The 20,758-nt window shown below is 47.9% G+C and carries 25 protein-coding genes; 22 read left to right on the forward strand and 3 right to left on the reverse strand.

What is annotated here, in order from left to right:
- Nucleotides 1–22: 22 nt before the first annotated feature.
- From rpsA to SD53_RS17695, 6 genes are all read left to right on the forward strand, one after another.
- Nucleotides 23–1,699, forward strand: a complete 1,677-nt coding sequence (gene rpsA, locus SD53_RS17670) for a 30S ribosomal protein S1 (RefSeq protein WP_046521526.1) — start codon at nt 23–25, stop codon at nt 1,697–1,699.
- A 69-nt stretch (nt 1,700–1,768) separates the two neighbouring features.
- Complete coding sequence (ihfB, locus tag SD53_RS17675; RefSeq protein ID WP_046521527.1) at nt 1,769–2,053, forward strand: integration host factor subunit beta; 285 nt, start codon at nt 1,769–1,771, stop codon at nt 2,051–2,053.
- A 35-nt stretch (nt 2,054–2,088) separates the two neighbouring features.
- Entirely contained in the window at nt 2,089–2,331 is a 243-nt protein-coding gene (locus tag SD53_RS17680) for a LapA family protein (protein WP_046521528.1), read from the forward strand.
- A 59-nt stretch (nt 2,332–2,390) separates the two neighbouring features.
- Entirely contained in the window at nt 2,391–3,467 is a 1,077-nt protein-coding gene (locus tag SD53_RS17685; RefSeq protein WP_241481859.1) for an N-acetylglucosaminyl transferase, read from the forward strand.
- 22 nt (nt 3,468–3,489) lie between these two features.
- Nucleotides 3,490–4,197 (forward strand): orotidine-5'-phosphate decarboxylase, encoded by a 708-nt coding sequence (gene pyrF / locus SD53_RS17690; RefSeq protein WP_046521530.1) that lies wholly within the window; start codon nt 3,490–3,492, stop codon nt 4,195–4,197.
- Between the two features lie 18 nt (nt 4,198–4,215).
- Complete coding sequence (locus SD53_RS17695; RefSeq protein WP_046521531.1) at nt 4,216–5,937, forward strand: potassium/proton antiporter; 1,722 nt, start codon at nt 4,216–4,218, stop codon at nt 5,935–5,937.
- A gap of 242 nt (nt 5,938–6,179) precedes the next feature.
- Here SD53_RS17695 and SD53_RS17700 read toward each other — a convergent pair whose 3' ends face one another.
- Entirely contained in the window at nt 6,180–6,488 is a 309-nt protein-coding gene (locus tag SD53_RS17700; RefSeq protein ID WP_052749459.1) for a hypothetical protein, read from the reverse strand.
- 253 nt (nt 6,489–6,741) lie between these two features.
- Here SD53_RS17700 and SD53_RS17705 point away from each other — a divergent pair, with 253 nt between their 5' ends.
- The 12 genes from SD53_RS17705 (at nt 6,742) to SD53_RS17760 (ending at nt 14,160) form a co-directional block, all read left to right on the forward strand.
- Nucleotides 6,742–7,032 carry a hypothetical protein gene (locus SD53_RS17705; RefSeq protein ID WP_046521532.1) on the forward strand — a complete coding sequence of 97 codons (291 nt, stop codon included), beginning with the start codon at nt 6,742–6,744 and terminating at the stop codon, nt 7,030–7,032.
- A complete protein-coding gene (locus SD53_RS17710; protein ID WP_046521533.1) occupies nt 7,029–7,271 on the forward strand; it encodes a hypothetical protein in 243 nt (80 codons plus the stop codon). Before SD53_RS17705 ends, SD53_RS17710 begins: the two co-directional genes overlap by 4 nt.
- Nucleotides 7,268–7,660: a hypothetical protein gene (locus SD53_RS17715; RefSeq protein WP_046521534.1), complete on the forward strand. Its 393-nt coding sequence runs from the start codon at nt 7,268–7,270 to the stop codon at nt 7,658–7,660. The genes SD53_RS17710 and SD53_RS17715 overlap by 4 nt, the downstream gene beginning before the upstream one ends.
- Nucleotides 7,657–8,304 (forward strand): hypothetical protein, encoded by a 648-nt coding sequence (locus tag SD53_RS17720; RefSeq protein WP_046521535.1) that lies wholly within the window; start codon nt 7,657–7,659, stop codon nt 8,302–8,304. The genes SD53_RS17715 and SD53_RS17720 overlap by 4 nt, the downstream gene beginning before the upstream one ends.
- The gene (locus SD53_RS17725; RefSeq protein ID WP_046521536.1) at nt 8,301–8,558 is read left to right on the forward strand and encodes a hypothetical protein; all 258 of its coding nucleotides are present in this window, start codon (nt 8,301–8,303) and stop codon (nt 8,556–8,558) included. Before SD53_RS17720 ends, SD53_RS17725 begins: the two co-directional genes overlap by 4 nt.
- Nucleotides 8,555–9,367 (forward strand): Dam family site-specific DNA-(adenine-N6)-methyltransferase, encoded by an 813-nt coding sequence (locus SD53_RS17730; RefSeq protein WP_046521537.1) that lies wholly within the window; start codon nt 8,555–8,557, stop codon nt 9,365–9,367. The genes SD53_RS17725 and SD53_RS17730 overlap by 4 nt, the downstream gene beginning before the upstream one ends.
- Nucleotides 9,364–10,410: a DNA sulfur modification protein DndB gene (locus SD53_RS17735; protein WP_052749460.1), complete on the forward strand. Its 1,047-nt coding sequence runs from the start codon at nt 9,364–9,366 to the stop codon at nt 10,408–10,410. The genes SD53_RS17730 and SD53_RS17735 overlap by 4 nt, the downstream gene beginning before the upstream one ends.
- Nucleotides 10,407–10,790 (forward strand): hypothetical protein, encoded by a 384-nt coding sequence (locus SD53_RS17740; protein WP_046521538.1) that lies wholly within the window; start codon nt 10,407–10,409, stop codon nt 10,788–10,790. The genes SD53_RS17735 and SD53_RS17740 overlap by 4 nt, the downstream gene beginning before the upstream one ends.
- A complete protein-coding gene (locus SD53_RS17745) occupies nt 10,787–10,999 on the forward strand; it encodes a hypothetical protein (protein ID WP_046521539.1) in 213 nt (70 codons plus the stop codon). Before SD53_RS17740 ends, SD53_RS17745 begins: the two co-directional genes overlap by 4 nt.
- Before the next feature lie 7 nt (nt 11,000–11,006).
- Nucleotides 11,007–12,983: a replication endonuclease gene (locus SD53_RS17750; RefSeq protein WP_052749461.1), complete on the forward strand. Its 1,977-nt coding sequence runs from the start codon at nt 11,007–11,009 to the stop codon at nt 12,981–12,983.
- Between the two features lie 132 nt (nt 12,984–13,115).
- Nucleotides 13,116–13,364, forward strand: a complete 249-nt coding sequence (locus SD53_RS18980; RefSeq protein WP_046521540.1) for an ogr/Delta-like zinc finger family protein — start codon at nt 13,116–13,118, stop codon at nt 13,362–13,364.
- Nucleotides 13,365–13,413: 49 nt separating this feature from the next.
- Complete coding sequence (locus SD53_RS17760) at nt 13,414–14,160, forward strand: hypothetical protein (RefSeq protein WP_046521541.1); 747 nt, start codon at nt 13,414–13,416, stop codon at nt 14,158–14,160.
- A 67-nt stretch (nt 14,161–14,227) separates the two neighbouring features.
- Here the strand turns inward: SD53_RS17760 and SD53_RS17765 are convergent, their stop codons facing one another.
- Nucleotides 14,228–15,268, reverse strand: coding sequence for a phage portal protein (locus tag SD53_RS17765; RefSeq protein WP_046521542.1), 1,041 nt, complete (start codon nt 15,266–15,268; stop codon nt 14,228–14,230).
- Entirely contained in the window at nt 15,250–17,055 is a 1,806-nt protein-coding gene (locus SD53_RS17770; RefSeq protein WP_046521543.1) for a terminase large subunit domain-containing protein, read from the reverse strand. Before SD53_RS17770 ends, SD53_RS17765 begins: the two co-directional genes overlap by 19 nt.
- A 200-nt stretch (nt 17,056–17,255) precedes the next feature.
- Here SD53_RS17770 and SD53_RS17775 point away from each other — a divergent pair, with 200 nt between their 5' ends.
- The 4 genes from SD53_RS17775 to gpM all read left to right on the forward strand — a co-directional run bounded on the left by SD53_RS17775 (nt 17,256) and on the right by gpM (nt 20,613).
- Nucleotides 17,256–18,188, forward strand: a complete 933-nt coding sequence (locus SD53_RS17775; RefSeq protein WP_046521544.1) for a GPO family capsid scaffolding protein — start codon at nt 17,256–17,258, stop codon at nt 18,186–18,188.
- Between the two features lie 54 nt (nt 18,189–18,242).
- Nucleotides 18,243–19,277, forward strand: coding sequence for a phage major capsid protein, P2 family (locus SD53_RS17780; protein WP_046521545.1), 1,035 nt, complete (start codon nt 18,243–18,245; stop codon nt 19,275–19,277).
- An 83-nt stretch (nt 19,278–19,360) separates the two neighbouring features.
- The gene (locus tag SD53_RS17785; protein WP_046521546.1) at nt 19,361–19,915 is read left to right on the forward strand and encodes a hypothetical protein; all 555 of its coding nucleotides are present in this window, start codon (nt 19,361–19,363) and stop codon (nt 19,913–19,915) included.
- A 53-nt stretch (nt 19,916–19,968) separates the two neighbouring features.
- On the forward strand, nt 19,969–20,613 hold the full coding sequence (gene gpM / locus SD53_RS18440; RefSeq protein ID WP_082101913.1) for a phage terminase small subunit: 645 nt from the start codon (nt 19,969–19,971) through the stop codon (nt 20,611–20,613).
- The last annotated feature ends 145 nt before the right edge of the window (nt 20,614–20,758 follow it).

A 20,758-nucleotide genomic window follows, 5' to 3' on the forward strand; every position in this document is an offset into this window, starting at 1 on the left:
CACTTAAACTGAAAAAGTGAATATGACTGAAAATTTTGCACTACTGTTTGAGGAAAGCCTCAAAACTATCGAAACTCGCCCTGGTTCTATTGTTAAAGGAACTATCGTTGCTATCCATAAAGACGTAGTACTGGTTGATGCCGGTCTGAAATCTGAAGCAGCAATCCCGGTTGAACAATTCAAAAACCTGGCTGGCGAGATTGAAGTGAACGTTGGTGACATCATCGACGTAGCTCTGGACGCAGTTGAAGACGGTTTCGGTGAGACTTTACTGTCTCGCGAGAAAGCAAAACGTCACGAGTCCTGGGTTCGCCTGGAAAAAGCCTGTGAGGATAAAGTTACTGTTATCGGTATCATCACTGGTAAAGTTAAAGGCGGTTTCACTGTCGAAGTTGATGGTATCCGTGCATTCCTGCCTGGTTCATTAGTTGACGTGCGTCCGGTACGTGACACATTACACTTAGAACACAAAGAACTTGAGTTCAAAGTCATCAAATTGGATCAGAAGCGTAACAACGTGGTGGTATCACGTCGTGCGGTAATCGAATCTGAAAGCAGTGCTGAGCGCGATACACTGTTACAAAACTTAGAAGAAGGCATGGAAGTTAAAGGTATCGTGAAGAACCTGACTGACTACGGTGCATTCGTAGATTTAGGTGGCGTTGACGGTTTACTGCACATCACTGACATGGCTTGGAAACGTGTTAAACACCCAAGCGAAATCGTCAATGTTGGCGACGAAATCCCAGTGAAGGTTCTGAAGTTTGACCGTGAGAAACAACGTGTTTCTTTAGGTCTGAAGCAAATGGGTGAAGATCCATGGGCCGCTATCGCTTCACGTTACCCAGAAGGTGCTCGCATCACTGGTCGCGTCACTAACCTGACTGATTACGGCTGCTTCGTAGAAATCGAAGAAGGCGTTGAAGGTTTAGTACACGTTTCAGAAATGGACTGGACTAACAAAAACATCCACCCATCTAAAGTGGTTAACTTAGGTGATTCAGTGGAAGTGATGGTTCTGGAAATCGACGAAGAACGTCGTCGTATTTCTTTAGGTCTGAAACAATGTAAAGCCAACCCATGGGAAGAGTTCGCGAAGGGCTTCAACAAGGGTGACCGCGTATCCGGTAAGATCAAGTCAATTACTGACTTCGGTATCTTCATCGGTTTAGACGGTGGCATCGACGGTTTAGTACACCTGTCAGACATCAGCTGGAATTCAACGGGCGAAGACGCTGTACGTGAATTCAAGAAAGGCGACGAAGTACACGCAGTTGTGTTACAAGTTGACCCAGAGCGCGAGCGTATCTCTTTAGGCATCAAGCAATTAGACGAAGATCCGTTCAACGGCTACCTTGCTGATAACAAAAAAGGTGCTATCGTTAAAGGCAACGTAACTGCAGTTGACGCGAAAGGCGCTACTGTAATGCTGGAAGGTGGTGTTGAAGGTTACGTTCGCGTATCTGACATCGCTCGTGAGCGTATCGAAGACGCTACTACAGTATTAAAAGTTGGTGAAGAAGTAGAAGCTCGCCTGATGGGTGTTGACCGCAAAAACCGCGTGATCAGCCTGTCAATCAAAGCGAAATTCGAAGCTGAAGAAAAAGAAGCTATGGACACTATCAAGAAGCAAGATGATGCTGACTTTGGTGGTAACGCTATGGCCGAAGCATTCAAAGCTGCTCAAAAAGCTGACTAATTGATGCTTGTATAGAAGGACCGGAGCTTTTGCTCTGGTCCTTCATTCTACTGATACTGCGGAGGGTCCATGACCAAATCTGAATTGATCGAAAAACTGTCTACTGATTTTTCTCATGTCCAGGTGAAAGACATCGAATCTTCAGTCAAAGAAATTCTGGAGCAAATGGCCAGTTCATTAGCGAATAACGAGCGTATCGAAATTCGTGGTTTCGGTAGTTTTTCTCTGCATTACCGCGCACCTCGTATAGGTCGCAACCCAAAAACCGGTGACAAAGTGGAATTAGATGGCAAATATGTGCCTCACTTTAAACCAGGTAAAGAATTACGTGACCGGGTGAAAGCAAACACCTGATCTGTTTTCAGCTAAAAAACGGGGTTGACGGAGTTTTGACCAGATTTTTTTATGTTGTCTTTATTATAGCCTTGATTATCTTCGGGCTTATTCTGGGTTCCCTCAATCAGCAAGTTGCTGAATTTAATTATCTTATTGCAAAGACAGAACTCAGAGTAGTGGATATCGCTGCTCTGTTTTTGGTGTCCGGTTTCCTGCTTGGCCTGAGTGTGTCTATGGCCTTTATCCTAAAGGCAAAAACCAAAGGTTGGTTTGCTAAATCTGCTGATAAAACCTGACCCCTATGCTGGAACTGTTATTTCTGTTACTTCCCGTCGCCGCCGCTTACGGCTGGTTTATGGGCAGAAACAGTGAAAAGCAAAAAGAGCTTAAGGGCAGGGCTTCTGTTACTAAAAATTTATCCTCTGGCCTTAATTTCCTGCTGACAGACCAGGAAGACAAAGCCATTGAACAATTATTGCAATTGCTTGATGTCGAAGCCGCCACTATAGATACCTACTTGGCGTTAGCCAACCTGTTCCGTCGTCGTGGTGACTGGGATAAGGCCATTCGCATCCACGAAAAATTGCATCAGTTAAAACTGCCAAAACAACAAGCACAAAATATACAATTTGAGTTGGCCAAGGATTACTTTAGTGCGGGCCTGTACGACAGAGCCGAGCCTTTATTAAGCGCATTGGTGCAGGCAGAAAGTATTCGCGAAGCTGTGTTAAAACAATTATTTAGTTTATTTACAGCCACGCACGAATGGCAAAAGGCCATGGACTTCCGGGCTGTAGTAGAGCAAACAGATTCTCGTTCTTTACGCATAGGTATGGCGAATTTTAGTTGTGAAGCCTGGCGTAAAGAGCCGGCACCCAGCGATGCGTATCGCCAGTTGATCCAACGTTATCCAATTTCCCTGCGGCCTAAATACGAGCTGGCGAAAAAACTGATTGCTGAAGAAGAGTTTAGCGAAGCGCGTGAGCTGCTGCTGGCCATTTTGCAACAACGGCCACAATGGGCGGCAGAGTTATTGCCTTTAGTGCAGCAAACCACACCAGAACCAGATAAGTGGCAAACACTTCTGACGGAGCTCAGTCGCAAGCATAAAAATATCAGCGCTACGGCTGAACTGGCGCAGTTTTACGCTGAAGCGGAAAACCTGCAACAGGCTGAACATTTGCTGACAGATAAATTGCGGCAGCAGCCGAATATCCGCTTATTTTTAAAATTTATTCAAATCAGACGGTTGCAAGACCCGTCTGAGCCACATCTGGCTGAAATAGAACAAATGGTACAGGCTTATCTGGATACCAAAGTGCTGTATCATTGCCGCAACTGTGGTTTTAAAACCAAACAACCTTATTGGCTCTGTCCATCTTGCCAGCAGTGGGAAACGGTAGAGCCAATGACCGGCATTGACGGTCGCTGATCTGACAAATAAAGAGAATTTAATGAATAACACCAGTCCTATAGTGGTCGCCTTAGACTTTGAACAAAAATCTGCAGCTTTGAATTTAGTCAGCCAACTTGACCCTGCTTTATGCCGGTTAAAAGTCGGCAAAGAGATGTTTACTCACTTTGGCCCTGATTTTGTCAAAGAGCTGCAGCAGCGCAAGTTTGATGTGTTTTTAGATCTGAAATTTCACGATATTCCAAATACAGTGGCCAAAGCCGTCAAAGCCTCTGCCGATTTAGGCGTGTGGATGGTGAACGTGCATGCCTGCGGCGGTAGCCGGATGATGATCGCCGCCCGAGAAGCCTTAGAAAGCTTTGGCAAAGAAAAACCTCTGCTGATTGCGGTCACCGTATTGACCAGTATGGAGCAAAGTGATTTAGTGGAGCTGGGTATTAATTTAACGCCACAGCAGCAGGTACTTAGACTGGCAGGACTGGTTGATCAATCAGGTTTGGATGGTGTGGTGTGTTCTGCACAAGAAGCTGTTGAATTAAAACAGCAATTTGGTAAAGAATTCTGCTTAGTAACGCCAGGCATTCGGCCAGCTTTTGCCACCGCTGATGATCAAAAGAGGGTGATGACTCCAGCCGATGCGTTGCAGGCTGGTGTGGACTATATGGTGATAGGGCGCCCTATTACCAAAGCTGCCGATCCGTTGTCTGCGTTACAACAAATCTATCGGGAGATTTACCCCGCGCATTAAGAAAAAAGGAGCTTTTATTTGGATGCAGTAAATTTAACAATCCTGGTAGCAGGGGCTCTGTTTTTCTCCAGTATAGTTGCGACTTTGATTTCAGCGCGCTTAGGCGCGCCTTTGTTATTGATTTTCCTCGTCATTGGCATGTTGGCTGGTGAAGACGGCTTGCTTGGCATCAAGTTTGGTAATCCTGATGTTGCTCTGCTGATTGGCTCTATAGCGCTTGTGATTATTCTGTTTGATGGCGGTATGCGTACTCATCCGGACAGAGTTCGTGTGGTCTTAGCACCTTCTGCCGTATTAGCGACATTAGGGGTCGTACTGACCTGCGGTATTTTAGGTGTTGCAGCGTCCTATTTGTTTGATTTGACCTTGCTCGAAGGCTTACTGTTAGGTGCAATCTTAAGCTCAACAGACGCCGCTGCGGTATTTTCAATCTTCCAATCTGCTGGCCTGAATATCAAAGAGCGGGTTGCATCGACACTGGAAATAGAATCGGGTAGTAACGACCCTATGGCGGTGATGCTGACCTTTACTTTAGTTGGGGTTTTGGCGGGTCAAAGCGAATTAAATTGGTCTTTGTCGACCGTATTCTTTCAGCAGGCTGTAGTGGGCGCGGCAGTAGGGTATGGAGCAGGGCGCCTCTTTATTTTGCTTTGCCGCAAACTGCCATTAAGCGCTGCCTTTTTCCCTTTACTGGCCGTATCTTATGCGCTGCTGATTTATGGCTTAACCAACCAATTTGGTGGTAGCGGCTTTCTGGCCGTGTATTTAATGGGCTTTTTAATAGGCAACGCCCGTTTACCACAAATTCAGCAGATTTTACGCATGCACGACGGTTTAGCCTGGCTCAGTCAAATCATCATGTTTTTGATGTTGGGTTTGCTGGTGACGCCAAGCAAACTGGTTGACTATGCTATTCCGGCTTTGTTATTGGCCTTAGTGATGATTTTTATCGCCCGGCCCATCGCCGTATTTTTAAGCTTGGTGCCATTTCATTTTCCAAAGAAAGATCAGGTATTTATCAGCTGGGTAGGGCTTCGTGGAGCAGTGCCTATTATTCTGGCGTTATTCCCATGGTTAGCCGGTGTGCCAAATAAAGATTTGTACTTTAACGTGGCATTTTTCGTGGTGATTGTGTCCTTGTTGATTCAGGGCTGGTCTATAGCGCCGGTCGCACGCTGGCTGAAATTGGAAGTACCACCGGAGCCAGGCCCGGATCATTCCATGACACTTGACAGTGTTGCCAGTAATGATTTATTGCAAGTCTTGTCCTTTAAAGTCGGCAAAGGTTCACCTATTGTAGACAGCGACTGGCAACAACTGAATATGTCTCCGGATGTCAGCTACTTAGGCGTGCTGCGTAAAGGTGAATGGATCAAAGCCGAGCAAAGCCCAAGCTTTCAACTAAACGATATGCTGCTGGTATTAAGCAAAGCCAAAGATGTCAAAGCAGTCAGTGACAAAGTGTCCACCAGTGCTGAGCAAACCTCGTTGGATAAACTTGACTTCTTCGGTGACTTCGTATTGAACGGCGAAATCACCTTAAACGAACTGGATGGCTTCTACAGCATTCAATTCGCTGAAGACCAGGACCCAAGCCAAAGCTTGTCCGAATACATCAGCGAAAAATTCCACAGACGTGTTGTGGTTGGCGACCAGGTGCAGTTAGATCAATTAGTACTGACAGTACGTCAAATAGACGACCACGACCAGATACTGCAGGTGGGTATTAAGTCGGCGTAATCTTCTGAAATACGCCTTATGTCAGATACATAAGTTGAACCCGACATAAGGCGTTACAGGTTAAATAAAGCAATTAGGGCGGCAAGTTAAGGTTAATAATTCATGCATAACATTCAATTTAACATAATAATAATTATTTTTAGCGCATATGATAAAAACTGCAATAAAACAAGTTATTTAGCGGGAGTGAGTAGGGGCCTTTGTGGACAAAATGCCCAAGTGCGGGCCCCAAAAACCGCACCTTAAGCAACCATTTTAGACAGAACTTTCACATCCATTTTGCCGGATCGCTTCACTTCTTCCCAAAAAATTACCATCGAATCATTGCCAAGTTTCATTTCGCGCTCAATGTGCGCGTCAGCCAGCACCGCTAAAGGATTTAAGTCAAGAAGATAGGAAATCTTGATTGCAAGATCGTCATTCATAACAGTGCCGTTAGTCCTGTACATGCTAATTCTTGAAGTGTTTTCATTCATTTTCTTAGCGAGCTGGTAGTCAGAACCCAATGAATACGCGGTTTTTACCGCATCGAGATATTCGACGGTTTTCATGTTTTGTTCCCCCAAGAACACTATTTACACAAGCGCAGTGTAGGCGTCTATTCCAACACCTACAACTAATCCAATGCGTTGAACTATCCAATGGCTTGGAATAGTCTTTGTCCGTCTTCGCAGTTCCCCAAGAACACAGAGACAAATCCCTACGGGCGGCCAGTCAGAACTCCAATTTCCTGACTGGCTTAGCCCGACCGACTGTAGGGGTCGGGGACTAGGGCGGTCAAATATATACAGTGGAGTATCCAGCATGGATATAAATACAGTACATTCCGAAAATGAACACAAACTTAAAGCCCCCATGGAGCTTTTTACGTTTTTGGCAGCACATGCCAGCAACGACAAAGAAGCCGCTGCCAGCATTAAATCAGCAATTGACAACCTTGAGGGTTGCGCAAAGCTGAACGCCATCACCCCGGAGCAAGCCCAGCGCAACGCCTCCTACCTCGACAAAATCAAAGCCATTCTAAAACCAGCCAAAGCCGTTACGCAGTCAGCTAAGCCTGTTTACCAAAACCGTTTAATGGGGCTGCCGCTTTGAAAAACCGTCATTACCAACAAAAAACAGCCTTGGCGCTGTTATTCGTGCAGTCCTGTTTTATTGCCGGAGCCAAGTTTATGGGTGGTGAGGAAGGCAAAAAGCGGGTTTTGTTATCAGAAGTAACAATGCGAGCCAGCTTCTTCGTTAGTCCAAAGTGCGCCACGGTTGCACGCCGCATAGCAAGCGCCAGAATAGAACGCGCCTTGCGTCAATTAAATGGACGGAGGCTGCCAGCATGAGCAACGTCACCAGCCTTGAAAAATTACGCCGCGAAACATCAGCCATAGCTTTGGAAAACGAGGCTAACAATTTGATGTGTTCGGTGCAGAAAGAAGACGCCGATTATTTCCTGACAGCCAGAATGGCCAAACGCTTAAAAGAGCGGGCGCAAAAAATGCGCGACGGTTTGCTGCCGATGTTTTTGATTTGCCCGGGTTGCGGCCTGCAGTTAACCGAAGAACTCAAAGGCGGCTACCTGTGTTTTTGCCGTCATTGCGTTGCAGCATTTCCGCAAGCGCCAGACGCCAACGGTTTTATTTTGGTCGGCAAGTATCCAGATTTTCAGTGGAAGCCAGTCACACAAAACGCTGTTGCCTACGTGCAGAACGGCGGGAAGGTGGCGCTATGAAAGATTTCAAAGATAAATCCTTCAAGCTTTCGCCGCCAACTGGGCGTGGCACTGGATTCAATATAAATCGTAGCAATACACACGGCGGCCAGTATACGTACAGAGAAACCCGCGGCTTAGTTGAAACCATTCACGGTTTTGTTGTCGCATACAGCCATTTTTATAGCAAAAGCCAATATCAAGGCAGTTGCCTGAGTATCATCAAAAACGGTGTTCAGTATCACCGCTTCTTTGAAAAAGAATTCAAACAAAAAACGCTGGTTACACTGGCTAAAAAGTTTGCTGCAGATGTGTTTAGCAACGAATCAGCCAAGTTATTGGCCCACGATATAGAACTAGCAGAGAAGGCTTACTCTGCAGGTTTTCTTGATGGGTATCACCAAGAAGAAGTGTTAAACAACCCTGATGCGGCTGCCGCAGAAGGTGCCTCGCAATACACCACATTTTTTGCCAGCAAAGCGGGTGCCAATACTTCCGTTGAAGCATTAGCCAGCTTAGCGGCCCATGATGCTGAAGTGGCAAAAAATGCTGTTACTGAGTTTGTTAGATGGGCAACAGTCAATGTCGACCCTGAATTCGCTGAATGGCAGGACTTTGCTGAAAAGTACGCAGCCAGCCTTAGCGTTAAGGCAGGTGCAGCATGACTATTGGTTCATACGATATTCCATGCTCTGGCTGCGGCGTGAATTTAACGCAAGAAAATATCGGCGGTTATCGCTGCTACTGCGAAACCTGCGTTGCTGCTATACCACCATTGCCAGATGCACCGAAAGGAGCTGGCTTTATCCTCAGCGGCAGATACCCAAACTTTGAATGGCATGCCGCCCCGCAAATGGTGGTTAAGCAGCCAACGCTTAACCAGTGGCCAAAATTCACGGATGAGGATATCCCACAATGAATAAGCCATTTTTAAAATGGGCTGGCGGCAAGTCGAAACTGGCTGCCCGTATCAGCGCTGTGTTGCCAAAGGCTAAGTGCCTGGTCGAGCCGTTTGTGGGTGCCGGCTCAATTTTCCTGAACACGGATTATGAAGCCTATGTGTTATGCGACATAAACCCAGACCTGATCAACACCTTCACGCAGCTTAAACGGCATCCGACGTTATTTATAGCCGATGCAAGGGAGCTGTTTGTATCAGCCAACAACACAGACGCCATGTTTCGCCAACTGAAAGCCCGGTTTAATTCCACTGCGGATCAGTACGAAAAGGCGCTGTTGTTCGTGTACCTGAACCGCTTTTGCTTTAACGGCCTGTGCAGGTACAACAAATCAGGCCAGTTCAATGTGGCGTTTGGAAAATACAAAGAACCGTATTTCCCATGCGAAGAAATGATCGCTTTCGCCAGCCGCTTAGATCGCGCCGAACTGCATTGCCGCAGCTTTGAAGAAACATTCAAACACCTGCCAGCAGACAGCGTGGTTTATTGCGATCCGCCTTATGTGCCGCTATCCGGCACCGCCAACTTTACAGCCTACAGCGCTGGTGGTTTCGGCACAGTCGAACAGCGCTATTTGGCCTATCTGGCGAAAAGCTGCCAAGTGCCTGTGGTGATATCCAACCACGACACAGCCGAAAGCCGCGCCATGTATTCAGGCGCAGACCTGCAGTGCTTTGAAGTACAGCGCAGCATATCAACCGACATTGAAAACAGAGGCAAAGCCCAAGAGCTGATCGCCTTGTTTATGCCACAGGAGAAGGCAGCATGAGCACTCAATCATTAGACAAAAATTTCAATTTCAGAATACCAGCAGTAATCGGTCAGCAGTCTGGCAGACCTTATTACATAGCTACGGTGCCTTTCAGAATGCTAAGCCGTTTAATTGATTTCGACACCGGATCAGTGCTTGAACGTTCGCAACGAAAAACAGACCCGGGCAGGGCAAATGCGATTATCAGATACTTACTTGAAAACCAGAAAAACGGCTTTGTTCTGCCGCCACTGGTAGGCAATGTTGATTCTGAAGAAATGTATTTTGAAAACAGTGAAGACAGAAGCGTCACCGGATATTTGAACATACCTATGGACGCTCAAATAAAACTGATGGACGGTCAGCACAGAGCAACCGCCATTATAGCGGCCATTAAAGAAAGCCCAGCGTTAGCTCAGGAAACAATCGCTATTCAACTGTTTAAATGGATGTCAGTTAAAGAAAGACAACAGGCGTTCAGCGATATAAACAGCAATGCAAAATCTGTTAGTCGTTCATTAAACCTCGCTTATAACCACCGCGACTCACAGCTTGCTGTTTTGGCAAAAGAAATCGGGTATGTGCATGCCTGGTCGGGAAAAATAGACCGTGACAGAAACGCGGCAAATCCAAAACTAGGTAGCTTATTCAGTTACAAGCATGTAGTCGCAGCAAGCACTCTTTTGTTAGGCCTGAAAAAAGCTGAGCTACCAGCGGAGTCGTCAATAAACTTCGTTTCAAGATGGTGGAACGCAATTGCAGGCGCCGTCGGCTGGGAAGAACAGACGATAGACCCTGAAAAAGTATCAAACACAGCAGTTGGCCTAATGTCGCTTTCAAGACTGGGTTTTATGGTTTTTCAGGCAGAGCAATCAGGAACTAGCGTTGATCTGTATCAGATTGCGGAAAAACTGAGAGAAATCGACTGGAACAAAAGCTCAAGCTTTTGGCAGGACGTGTTAGTCAGCAACGAAAAGATGATAGTCGGGAAAAATGCCGAACAATCAGCAGCGGCAGCAATGGCTGATTTGTTATCTATCACTAAAGGAGCTGAAGCATGAGCCAGCAATCAAATACAGCCGCAGCAGCGGGAATCACAAATTTTCGTGTTCCGGCTGGTCGTGCTGTAGCAGTTTTAAAAGACAAGCTGCAGGGGTTAATGGCTATTGCACCTGTCGGCTATTCCAATAGCGGCGCAGAAGTGCATGAGCGAATCGGTTTTATTCAGCAGATAAAACCGGATCCAACCTGCGAACACGCGGCTTTTGATTTTCTGTACACCGACGAAGAAGGCACCGCAGAAACCACAATCGTGGACGACGAAGAAATAACCCTGTGCCTGCTGCCAAACCAGATGCATTTGCTGGCGAAGTTTCACAGAAACGCCTCTGCATCATGGGTTTTTGAAGCCTATGAAAAAGGCGAGGGGTTGCAGTCATGAAATACCCACAGATATGCACTGCTATTGGAATTATTGGGATTCTGGCAATCACCTTTATCGGTATTTACCCCAACAAAACCACAAGCCACGCGGAGTACTGCGCCGAAGAACTGGTATCACGCAAGCCAGTAAACGGCCGCCTGGTTGAGTCGCGCACCTGCAAAAGCTGGGTAGGCTGGCCGATTGAAATCCGCGAAGTAAAGCAGTGATCAGGTCATGCACTTAAACCCAGCCCTTAACCGCGACCAGCAGCGCTTTGTTGACAACATGCTGCAGGGCCTGCCGAAGTCTTTCACGGCAGGCCTTTGGCCGTTGGCGCAGGCGGCAAAAGACAATCCAACGCCGGAAAACAACAAAGCCTTTCGCAAGGCAGCAATTAAAAAGCGGCAGCAGTACGGCCGCAAACTGCGCTACCTGCAACAGTTCAAAATACCCGCCAAGGTGATCAACCACAAAGAAACCACTAAAAAGCTGGCCGACGAACTGGCCCAGCAGTGTTATGCCGACATGGTAGAAGCCGCCGAAGGGCTGGGGCCGGAATACACGGAACACGAAGACAGAGTAAAAGCAGTGTATGACATTGTTTGTCAGCTTAGTGTGCAGCGCCTGCCGCAAGTGCAGCCGCCGCTGTGGGGCATGGAAACCGACACTTTAGCGATGGAATGCGCTTTACTGCGGATCCAGTGCGCTAAGTGGTGGCGCCGTAAGCTGTTAAAGCTGCGCCGTCAGCACCTTGAAACGTTGGAAATAATGCAGGGCAATGTTGGTAAAGGTGCCAGTCCATACGCCAGCAAACGCGCTGTGGCAGAGTTTGTAAGGGATAAAGCAGCACAACGCCGCTGGGCTGAGTCGTTAACACTGGTCAATGAATGCGGCGACGAAATAGCCCTGATTAACGCCATTGAAGCCAGTACCGCCAACCCTGAAAACGCCCGGGCTGAGCTGATGAAACGCATTCGCGGCCTTGAAGAGTGGGCCGAAGAAATAGGCTTTGGTGCGGTGTTTGTCACAGTGACAGCGCCTTCGTACTATCACACAACCAGCAACAACTGGAACGGCAGCACGCCAAAAGACACCAATCGTTACATGGTAGACACCTGGGCAAAAGCACGCGCCAAGTTAAAAAGGGCAGGTGCTGAATATTTTGGTGTACGGGTAGCCGAACCGCATCAAGACGGCACGCCACACTGGCACATGATGCTGTTTGCACCAAAAGCCGACCTTAAGGCCATTTGCCGCTGCATTCGCTGGTACTTCTGCAAAGAAAACAAAGCCGAGCTGTTAGCCCGTTTTAAAAACCGTAAAAAGTTACGCAAGCTTTACCGCAAGGCACGCCAACATTGGGGCTATCAAAAGTCGAGAGGCATAAAAGCCAGCGAACCACGCAAGTTTCATTACCCGTTCCAGCCGCGTTTTGATGCCGAATACATCGACCCAAGCAAAGGCAGCGCATCGGCCTATATCGCCAAATACATCAGCAAAAATATCAACGGTTTTGAAGTGGACGACCTGATAGACGCCGAAACAGGTAAAACCCTGGGCGATGGCGTGATGAATGTAAAAACTTGGTCCAGCGGTTGGAGCATCCGGCAGTTCCAGTTTCAGGGCTGCGACCCAATCACCGCATACCGCGAAATTCGTCGTGTGCGCGAAGCCTTCACCGAAGAACACATGAAAGAACTGGAGCAATTGAGACAGGCTGCGGAAAGCAACGACTTTGTAAATTTCATCAGGGCTCTACGCACCATAAAGGTGGAAATTCAGTACGAAGTTACCCCATACGGCAATGAGTACGGAGAGGCGGTAAAGCGGGTAAAGGGCATCGGCACCCGGGCAGTGGCGGTTTTGACGCGGCCGCATAAGTGGGAAATGCGCCGGAGCGCTTTAAAGTCGGGCGACGCCCGACAATCTTGGACTTGTGGCGCTAACTGTACGGATAGATCTGGCAGGGGATCAGAGGATCGGGGTTCAGGTCGAAATTCATCAAACCACACAGCGCCAACCATAAAGCCGCCAGAAAAGGCCAATCTTCACGGACTTGACGCCGAGGCCATGACTCTGTTGCAGCGGGGCTATACGGTAAACGTTGCAGGCCAGCGCTGGAAAATACGCCACGGCACCTTAGAACAGGTGCCGGAACCGCCAAACTTAAGCCAAAGGGTGAATTATGTTGTTGTCCGTGGTCGACTATAGTCGGCAATGTCTGTGCCCGAGGGCACCGGCACCAATAGACAGGGCCAAGGACTTTGCCAAACTACCGCAGCCAGAACAGCAAGCAATACTGGCCGCTTTGTTAGCTGCTGGTCAGTAAAGAGAGGTAAATTTATGCGGATACTATGCCCAACGTGTTCAGCGAAAGCGGTGATCGGAAAAACCGACAGAATCAGTGTTGCTTACGCGAACCTGTACTGTTCCTGCACTGATCCAGAATGCGGTCACACCTTTGTTAGCACGGTGTCCTATAGCCACACCTTAAGCCCGTCGGCAAAAACCGCATCTGATTTAGTAACGGCGCTGTTTAAGGCGTTGCCGCCAGCAGAACGTAAAAAGCTGCAGCAGGAACTGGCTTTTTGAGCTATAAAGTAAAAAGTTTAGGGACAGAGATAGTTACAAGGGGAAATGAATGTCTGACGGTTTAAGTAGCTCAAAAGAATTGCTAGCAGATGCAAAAAATGCATTAGGTGAATTGAAAGTCATTATTCAGAATTTTTTTAGTTCAAATCCCTACCATGTTGTCATCGAAAAAAATGAGGAGTATGAGAGTAGCCTCCACAAAATAAAACTTAAACGGGATATGCCTAGAGATTTAAGGACAAAAACTCGCCACATAGCATTAGATATCAGAGGGGCTCTTGATCACGTTGGATATGCCGCAGCATTGTCTGACGGGAAGACTAAACCAAAGAAAACCATGTTTCCATTTGCCAAGTCTGAAAGCGAAAAAACTAATGTTAAAAATAAGAACTGTAAAGATTTACCACAAGACATTTTTGAGCTTTTTTGGAGCTTTAAGCCTTTTATTGGTGGAGATGATATCTTATGGTCACTAAATGAAGTAGCAAACTGCAGCAAACATAGAATAATAGTGCCTGTCGGGAATGCTTTACATGGAAGGCAGATTATTAATAACTTTTCTTGCGATGGATGGTTTGATGTAGATTTTCCTGTGTATTGGGATGCAAAAAAGGATGAGGCAATAATTTGTCTTGTACATAGCCGAGCTAAAACGTCTTACGACATAGAGCTGGGATTTAACTTAAACTTTGGTGAAGTAGATATAATAGAGGGTAAACCAGTAATAGAAACCCTGGAGTATATTTTAAAAAAGGCTGATGAGATTATAAATTGCGCAGAGCCTCTAATCAGGTAGTAAGAAGTAATTTAAGTCTTAAAAATTAAAGAAAAAGGCTGAAAAACAGCCTATTTCACGAATAGCACTAAATCGAATTAGAATTTTCCTTAGCTTCCATATCAAACACCAGCCGTAAACTGGCTGGAACTTCCGGATCACGCGCCACCGCATCCACCATTATTTTAATCAGCGGCTTGGTTTCACTTTTAAAATACACTTCATCGTATTTAGTCGGGTCGCCAAGGCCTGCGGTGTTGGTTGGGATCATGCCACCCAAACCAGCGGGGAAGCGGTGCGCGTTAAACACGTCCTGCGCGCTGACAGACTTCACCTGACTAAATTCGTCCTTACTTTCAAAGTTGCCCACAGGAATAATCTGTATGCCTTTTTCCTTGCCACCGGGGATATTTACAAACAGAGAATTAAAGTTGCCAACGCCTTTGCTTTCCTGAATCTTTTTCTTCAGCTCAACTTCAACTTGGGGGTCAAGGTTCGGGTCGGTGGCATACAGAATAAAGCCCATGTGAGCGCCGTTAATGTAGTATTTGCGCCGGAACATGGTGGCATCTTCACTCAGCATGGCCGACTGTAAACCGCCCAGGTAATCAGGGCAGCCATACACCTGTTGCACCGGGTCGTAAATCTGGCACCAGATGATGTCGGCCGCTTTATAGCGTTTGATCTGGTTATCACGTTCCAGCACTGCACAGCCACCGTCACCGGTTACGCGGCTTCGATAGCTTGGCAGCGGAAAAAGCCGGATGACTTTATTAAAGCCATTGCGGATTTTTAGCAGCGGCACGTCACCAAACTGGATCAGGTTCAAAAATGCTGAACCCATTTGCTGTGCACTCATGCCGCCAGACTGATAACGGGCCGCAGCCATATTGGCGCGGCTTTGCAAAATACCACCGTGCTGGGCATTACGCCGGGGCAGGTTGGCAAGCAAGTGGCGGTCTATCGGTGGCTCCCAGTAATCGTCGTTTTGGTTGTAATACAACGAATCGTAGTCAGTCAGCCACATTTTAGGCATCACGGTTTCAGGCATGCTGAAAACCACTGTACTGGGTTTTGTCTCTGCTTCAGCGCTTTGCTGATCAGTGGTTGTCAGTTCGGTATCGACCATGATGATTTCCTTTGGTGTAGGTAGTTAATTGGTTCGTTAATGATGGCGTGGCTAAGCGCCCAAAAGCCGTCGGCGTGGCCCACTTTTTCAGAGCGGTCAGCCTTAAAGGTCATCATGCCGCCGCCGTTGCTCATGCCGCGTTTAATGGCCATAAAGGCAGCGGGTAAATCTTTCATATCCTGATCAAGCTGCAGCCGGTTGGCCTCGACTACATCAATCATCTTCATCACCAGGCGGTTTTTGTTTTCGTTGCTGTAGTGAATGGCAACAGCTTCGCGGGGGTGCAGGGTGTGAACAATGTCCCAAACGCCAGCGCCAATCCCTGTGGTATCAATCCCCAGGTAAGTGACGTTATAGCGCTTAAACACTTTTTCTATTTCGCTGACGTGGTGCTGAAAGTTCAGGCCGCGCCAGTAGTGCCGTTCAAGGCAGCGGAATTTCTCTATTGCAACAATGGGCGGGGCCACCACCACTAAACAAGCGTTGTCGCGGGTACGGGACGGATCATAACCCAGCCACACTTCACGATTGCCAAAGGGCCGCGCTTCGCCAGGCTTAAAGTCCTGCCATTTAGTGGCATCAATCATCAGTTTAGAAAGCGCATCAAACTTGAACACAGAGGCGCTATCGTCAACGAATACGCACAAGTACAGGTTGGCGTAAACCTCTGGGCTGTATTCTTCTTTCAGTTCTGCCGGGTCAATCAGATGGCAGCCCATAGCAACAGCGGTTTCAACGTCAATGATGTAACGCCACTGCTTATCAGGGCAAACACGGCCGCCGTCTTTTAATTCAGCATCCGTTGGGAAATCAATAAATTCGCGGGTTTTGTTGTCGCCTTTCCAATCGTCACCCGTCCAAAACGGGTAAGCAGGGTGGTTCTTCGCACTGGGTGTTGAAAAGTAGGTTTTATGAAAACGGGTTTGGGTAGCACAGGCGGTTACAACAGCACTGACCTTTTTAAAATCCTTGATCCAAAAGTATTCGTCCACATACACGTTGCCAGAACGCGACTGGGCAGAACTGGCACTGGTGGCCAGAAAGTGCAGCTCTGCACCATTGCTTAAAACAATGGGGTTGCCTTTGAGTTCAATCTCAAAGAATTCCCATGCTGTTTTTACAATGTATGAGCGGAAAACTTCAGCCTGGGCGCGTGTTGCTGATATGAAAATCTGGTTTTCGCCAGTCAGTACTGCATCCTCAAACGCTTCACCAGCACAGCCGTAGGTAAAACCGATTTGGCGCGACTTCAACACGTTGCGGGTTCGGGGCTTGGTTGGGTCGTTTTTTACGTCCCGCATCAGCTTTTGGTAATCGAATAAGCTGTCTACCCACGCCTCAAAATCTTCTGGCTTAAGCTGGCTGATATCGTTTTTCGCCTTGCGGCTACCTTTGCCTTTTCCGCCGCCTTTACTGCCTGAACCACCATCACCGGCAGCGACCTTGCTGCTTTGCTCTGAATGGTGTTCGCCGCTGGCTTCGGCTGCAGCCTTGCGTTCTGCATCCACCCGTTGCTTTTTAAGCCGCACATGCTGGTTAATCAGCATTTCCAGTTCTTTGATCTGGTTATTTGACTTGTCCGGCACATCGACCAGAATAGCTATCCGGCGTGCAATGGCGTCGTCGACTTCTTCTTCACGTAGCAGGTCACGCCAGCTATGTTTATCGGCCCAGTAGTAGATTATCCGGTTGTTGGGTAAACCCAGGTCGTCGCGTATTTCGTCAGGCGTCCAGCGCTTTAAATAAAGACGTTTTGCGGCTTCGCGGATTTCGGGAGAGTAGGCCATAAATGCGGTGCGGTTGCCCGGTTAACTATCACAATATCCTCAGTGTATTGTCTCGATGCCAAGCATTAACTAACTAATTTTCTTAGGAATTCCGTTTTATCAAAAATCGGAATTGCACAGAACGAAGCCCCGTGATTAACCATTTACAACTGCTTAAGCTGTCTGCATCAACGCATATTTTCAGAGCAAAGAGCGGACAAATGCCAAAACAAACTGGATGGGTAATAGCAGCAACCGAAGGCGCAACAGTAGACGGCCGCATTATCAGTGCTCAGTGGATCAATGACATGGCGGCCCAGTATTCACCGGACGAATACACCGCTCTGATCTGGCCTGAGCATTTCCGTTCATCCTGGGGGCCTTATGAAGGCAAAAACTGGGGCACAGTAGATGAAGTAAAAGCAGCTAAAGAAGGCGGAAAACTGCGCCTGTTCGTCAAACTCACCGCCAATGATTACCTGTTAGAGGCCAACAAAGACGGGCAAAAGCTCTTTATGTCCATAGAGCCAAATGTCGACTACAAAGGCACGGGCAAAGCTTACTTACAGGGTATAGCTGTTACTGATTCACCAGCCAGCACTGGCACAACCCGCCTTAAGTTTTCAGTTGGTGACACCAAGCACGACTACGAAGTAAGCCAGTTGGAAGTACTGCTAAACACCGACTTCATCAAAGACCAATCAGAACCAACCGACAAAAACTATTCAGCCAAGGAAAAAGGCCTGTTTGCCGTTCTTGCCGACTATTTCAAAACATTCAAAACGCCTGATCCGGCAACAGACCCAACCGAGGACGAAGAAATGAAACAAGAACAATTTGACGCGCTGATGCAGAAGGTCGGCGGCATTGAAACGAAAGTGAATGAGCTGGAAACCAAATTCAGCAAAGGGCCGGAAGGTGACAAGCCAAAGGGCAAAGAAGGCGAATCAACTGCTGAAAACGAAGATGATAAAGGCGGCGATAAATCAGGCGCTGGTTTCAATGCCGACCAGTTCAACAAGCTGAACGAAAGCATTACAGGTCTGGTGCAAAAGGTAGAAGGCCTTGAAACCAAGTTCGCAAAAATGAGCGCAGAAGTGCCAGGACAAGAGCCGGATCCAGCAGGCGCAGGCGAAACAGTACAGGTCGTTTAATCGCTGCATGTCAGCACTTAAACCTTAGTTAAAACTTAGCAGCGAGAAAAACAGATGAACTTAAGCACAATCGCATTAGCCTGTATTGCAGCGTACAGCAGCAACTTAGCAAAGGCCTACGACACAACAGACGTAAGCAAACAATTTGCTGTCACTGGCCCGATGGAAACCAAATTAAAAGCCGCGATGCTGGAATCAGTCGAGTTTTTGCGACTGATCACCACCATGGACGTGGACCAAATCAAAGGCCAGGTTGTAAAGGTAGGTAACTATGGCATTGCAACAGGTCGCAAAGTAAACGGCCGTTTTGTAACAACAAATGGCGTTGACGGCCATGGTTATGAGCTGGTCGAAACAGACTCATGCGCGGCAGTTCCATGGTCTACGTTGGCGGTATGGGCTAATGCAGGTTCAACCAACCAGTTTATGCAGTTAATGAGTCAGAACGCCACTTTGCGCTTTGCTCTGGACATGCTGCGCGTTGGTTTTAACGGTGTATCAGTTGCCGCAGACTCTGACCCAGTGGCAAACCCAATGGGCGAAGACGTGAACAAAGGTTGGCACAAAATTGTGTCAGAAAAAGCCCCTGATCAAATCGTCATGGACCCTATCTACTTTAACCCTGATGCAGTGGGCGAACTGAAAGACGGCGAATACAAAACGCTGGACGCCATTGTCACCGAACTTAAAAACACCCTGATCCATCCATCGTTACGCAACGACCCGCGACTGGTGGTTCTGGTGGGCAGTGACTTAACTGCCGCAGCACAAACCAAGCTGATGAATCAGGCTGATAAACCTACTGAACGTGTCGCTGCCCAGCAGATGGATAAAACCATCGGTGGTCTTGCTGCTTATACGCCGCCATTCTTCCCGGGCAAACGCATCACAGTGACCATGCTGTCGAATTTGCACATCTATACGCAAAAAGGCACTCGCTCACGGAAATCCGAAAACTCGGAAGACCGAAAACAGCATGAAGACAAATACTGGCGCATGGAAGGTTACGCGGTTGAGGAGTTTGAAGGTTATGCCTCAATTGACGAATCAGCTATGACCATCGGGCCAGCTCCAGAACCGGCACCTTAAGCCACAACGAGCCAGGCACTGAAAAGGTGCCTGGTTATTCAGCCACCGGATTTTAGTAAACCGAACAACAGCAGGAAAAAGCCATGGGTGCAATTGCCAATTATCAAAAACGCCGTGCCGCAGAACGCGCACTGAAAGCCAATGTTGCAGAAGCAAAAGAGCAGGTTAGCGAAACCAAAGCGCCTGAAAACGAAGCTCTGGCACTACTGGCCGCACTGCTGGGCTGTGATGTTGATGAAGCCATTGAACAAGCAAAAGAGCTTGTCGAAAAAGGCGCCTACATTGCCGGGTTAACTGAAGAACAGTTAGACGCAGTGCAACAGCAAAGCGGCGTCGACTTAGGCCGTAGCGAAGCGAAAACCGCCACTGATCTGGAACAAAGCGCCGGTGCAGTGGAAGGCGCAGCAGACGCGGTGACAGGTGCCGCTGAACAGGTTGAAAGTGCCGCTGAGCAAGTGGGTGGCGCCGCTGCTGATCTGGAAGATACAGCAAGCCAGTTGGCATACACGGCAGACGATATCGGCCAGGCTACCGCTGAACTGAAAGAAGCGACTGCCGAATTAAAAAAGCCGTTGGCGGGGCAAAAATCCTCCAGTGGAAAGAAAGCCGACGCGCAGAAAAACAACTCGAAAAAGTAAGGCTAACAGGTAACGCGGAACACGCGCCAAGCCTGCACCTTCAGCTTATAGAGCTGGACGCAGACTTAAAACGCCTGAAAGCCTTTGAACGCAGGGCCGACAAAATAGCCCACAAACGCGAAGTGTTGCTGCCCAAGTGGCTGCCAATAGTCGAAGCCTACTTAACCGAACGCAAGGAAAAGGCACATGAAAAAACAGTTAGTGATCATCCTATTTTCGCTTATTGCACTGTGTGGCTGTTTGACTCCGGCGACTTCGCCAGAGGCCTTGAGTTCGCCTTTGCTGCAATCGAATACGGCCAGCCAATGGCAGGGGAAATCCGCCGTAAGTGGCCAGGCTTTATTGCAGACACTGTATTCGACTGGGCAGAAGTACAAGCCGAACAGGGCCACAGCATTGAACCTTATTTTGGCACTGTGTTTAAACATGTGGTTAACGACTGGAAACTGCCGGAAGTGGTCACAGCCAAGTTTTACAAATTCGCCGGGCTGGCGTTACTGCGCACAAAAAATGGCGAAGTTAAACCAAGCCACGTTGGCGACATTGAGAGGCTTAAGCAGGCAGATCAGTTATTGGAAAAAGCAGCCAGCTTACACCGCCATGCCCAGGTTAAAACAGTAAGAAACAAAATAGAAATGCGGATCAGGGCCATTGAGGAACTGACCAGCCAAGGCAAGGAAGTGCCGGAAGAAAAGTAACAAAGGATTTGCTGCAGTGTAGTTAGTGCCGTCTATCCGGTACCAACACGGAAAATGCAGCAGGGGAAAGACTCCCAACCCTCCAGTGCACTAGCGGAGTGTTTAACAGGCGACTGTTAAAAACCACTGTGAAGCTAACTGCACT

Source organism: Rheinheimera mesophila, assembly GCF_000986865.1.
GTDB lineage: Bacteria > Pseudomonadota > Gammaproteobacteria > Enterobacterales > Alteromonadaceae > Pararheinheimera > Pararheinheimera mesophila.